Here is a 2,472-nt window from a genome sequence, read left to right on the forward strand (position 1 = left end):
GACGCACTGCCGAATTAGCCTCGTATCCAAACGCCGTCTTCGATTTCAACAGCAAGAGGCCCGAGGCTGCTGCCCCCGCCTTCACAAATGCTCTCCTGTCCATCCCTTTCATGCGCTCTCCCTTGTTTCCGCAATCGTCAGCCAATCACATCGGACAAAACCTTATCCAGATACGCCTTCTCCTCGCGCACATCGGCAATCTGCTGCGGCCCCGAGGTCTCACGCTCAATCGTTACCGCGCCGTTGTACCCCAGATGGTGCAGCTTGGCGAATACCTTATGAAAATCAACCAGTCCGGTGCCGATCAGCACCTCTTCCCCGAGCTTGTTGGGGTCGGTCGGCCATCGTCCGTCCTTGGCATGAATGCTCTTCACATGCGGCCCCAGAATGTCCACCGCGTCTACCGGGTTCGCCTTGCCATACAGGATCAGGTTGGCCGTATCCAGTCCCACGCCGAGATTCGGCTGGGCTACGTCGCGCAGCATCCGCGACATGGTCGTCGGCGTCTCCTGTCCGGTCTCCATCAGAAAGTCCTGCCCATTGCCCGCGCAGTGCTTGGCCACCTCGCGAATCGCAACCACCGCCTCCGCATAGAGTGGATCGGCGGGGTCCTCGGGAATGAATCCGCAGTGCGTCTGCACCTGACCCACTCCCACCAGCTTGGCAAAGTCGGAGACCTGTCGGAGCGCATCCATCCTCACCGCTCGTGTGGCCCGAGGAACCAGCCCAATGGTCGATGGCCCCTGCATGAAATCCCACACCAGTTTGCCCGGCCCCACTACTTCCACAGCGGTCGCCTTTACGCCATAGCGGTCGAGCAGCCCACGCATCTGCGTCGCCAGCTCCGGCGTAAATTTGCCGATATAGGCATCGAGAGAGAGAAAGCAGGTAGAGAGCCCCAGATCATGCACCCGCTTGATCGTCTCCTCCGGCCCATGAAACGGCGAGATGACCAACCCCAGGTCCATCGTCCGGCCCAGCCGCACAGGGGTGCCCCTCGCTCCAGCAGGCGTCGTAGCCTCAGCCATTCCCGATGTGCCCGCCAGCGCGGCCGTCGCCGCCAGCCCCAGAAAATCTCTTCGCAGCATTCATCCTCCTTCGTCCGGAAGGCCCAGCCGCAACGCTGCTGAGCGCCAAACTTCCAGCGCGCCCACCATACCAGAACTCCGCTCGGAATGACCAAACGGAGCTGCAGGAAGGAAAGTCTTATCGAGAAAAGTGACTGACCACCAGCGCAACCGGAAGCCCGACGAAGCAGAGGTGAATCGCCAGTTGAATCAGAAAGGCCTTGGCTGAAAATACTCGCTTCGGCGCCGCCGACAACGGAAGCACGATGCGGCTCATCACCACGTGAACGGCGGCACCATACACCGTGCCCCATACAAAAGGGCTCTCTACCAGGACAGGCCACAGTCGGCTCAATCCGTAGTAGACGGCGGCCACAGTAAACGCAATCGCAAAGTGAAAGAGCAGCCCGGCGGCAGCCGTCTTCTTCCCTCCGTGGAAGGCAGAACCGCCCAAAGCACCGCTGGCAATGCCCTGCCAGAGCCTCTCGAGCGAAAGGCCCTGCAGAGCGAACAGTGTCGAGGTAGCCGTGATATCCAACGTGCCAGCCACCAAGCCGGCAAGCGCAATCGTCTCCAATCCTGTCATCCTATCCTCGCTGCCAGATCCATTTCCTGAGACGGATGTAGCGAAACGCCGACATAAGCCAGCGTTTCGATTGGCCTACTGTGTGTGGGATTTGTAGGCACCGACTTTATACATTCCCGGAGTCGTCCGTGCTGCGATGCTGAGCCGGTTCCAGGCATTGATGGTGGTGATGGCGATGCTCAGATCGGTCAGCTCTTTTTCATTGAACTGCTTCCGCGCCTCTTCATACACAGCATCGGGGACATGACCCTGCGTCACGAGCGTCAATGCCTCGGTCCAGGCCAGTGCGGCACGCTCGCGGTCGGTATACCACTGGCACTCGCGCCAGGCGTCGAGCGAATACAAGCGCTGCTCCTCTTCTCCAATCGACCGCAGGTCCTTCCAGTGCATGTCCAGGCAGAACGCACAGCCGTTGATCTGCGAGGCCCGCAGCTTTACCAGATGCAACAGCCCTTCCTCGAGACCACACCCATGCAGATAAGACTCCAGGCCACTCATCGCCCTGTAAGCATCCGGTGCTGCCTTGAAATAATTGAAGCGCTGTTCCATGAATTCGATCTCTCCTTGTAGGTTTTTGCCAGCAGTCTTTGGATGACTAGAGGCAGAGCTACGCTCCAAAGAAAGCAGCCGAAGTCAGTTCAGCGATTCCGCCCATTGTCTCCAGCCGTTTTGCCAACTCAGGGTCGAACCGGAAGGGTTCGTGCTTCGCCTTCGCGCACTGGTTGTACACCGCGAGCAAGCTCCGGGGATCGTCCATCACCGCAAGAACGCCTGACTTGCCACGCACTTGCTCAATGACATACAAAAGCTTTGCACCGG

General features: G+C 59.3%; 4 protein-coding genes. All 4 read right to left on the reverse strand.

Going from position 1 to position 2,472, the window contains the following annotated elements; all coding sequences use genetic code 11:
• Window positions 1-137: 137 nt before the first annotated feature.
• Complete coding sequence (locus VMU57_RS08740) at window positions 138-1,088, reverse strand: sugar phosphate isomerase/epimerase family protein (protein ID WP_325382501.1); 951 nt, start codon at window positions 1,086-1,088, stop codon at window positions 138-140.
• A gap of 118 nt (window positions 1,089-1,206) precedes the next feature.
• Window positions 1,207-1,653, reverse strand: a complete 447-nt coding sequence (locus tag VMU57_RS08745) for a hypothetical protein (protein WP_325382503.1) — start codon at window positions 1,651-1,653, stop codon at window positions 1,207-1,209.
• A 75-nt stretch (window positions 1,654-1,728) separates the two neighbouring features.
• Window positions 1,729-2,202, reverse strand: coding sequence for a carboxymuconolactone decarboxylase family protein (locus VMU57_RS08750; protein ID WP_325382505.1), 474 nt, complete (start codon window positions 2,200-2,202; stop codon window positions 1,729-1,731).
• 58 nt (window positions 2,203-2,260) lie between these two features.
• A partial coding sequence (locus VMU57_RS08755) for a hypothetical protein (protein ID WP_325382507.1) occupies window positions 2,261-2,472 on the reverse strand: 212 nt, incomplete at its 5' end.

The sequence above is a fragment of the Edaphobacter sp. genome (assembly GCF_035532915.1).
Taxonomy (GTDB): domain Bacteria; phylum Acidobacteriota; class Terriglobia; order Terriglobales; family Acidobacteriaceae; genus Edaphobacter.

Coding starts and splice junctions, on each gene's coding strand:
- VMU57_RS08740 (WP_325382501.1), bottom strand. CDS start 1,088: ATGCTGCGAAGAGATTTTCTGGGGCTGGCGGCGACGGCCGCGCTGGCG.
- VMU57_RS08745 (WP_325382503.1), bottom strand. CDS start 1,653: ATGACAGGATTGGAGACGATTGCGCTTGCCGGCTTGGTGGCTGGCACG.
- VMU57_RS08750 (WP_325382505.1), bottom strand. CDS start 2,202: ATGGAACAGCGCTTCAATTATTTCAAGGCAGCACCGGATGCTTACAGG.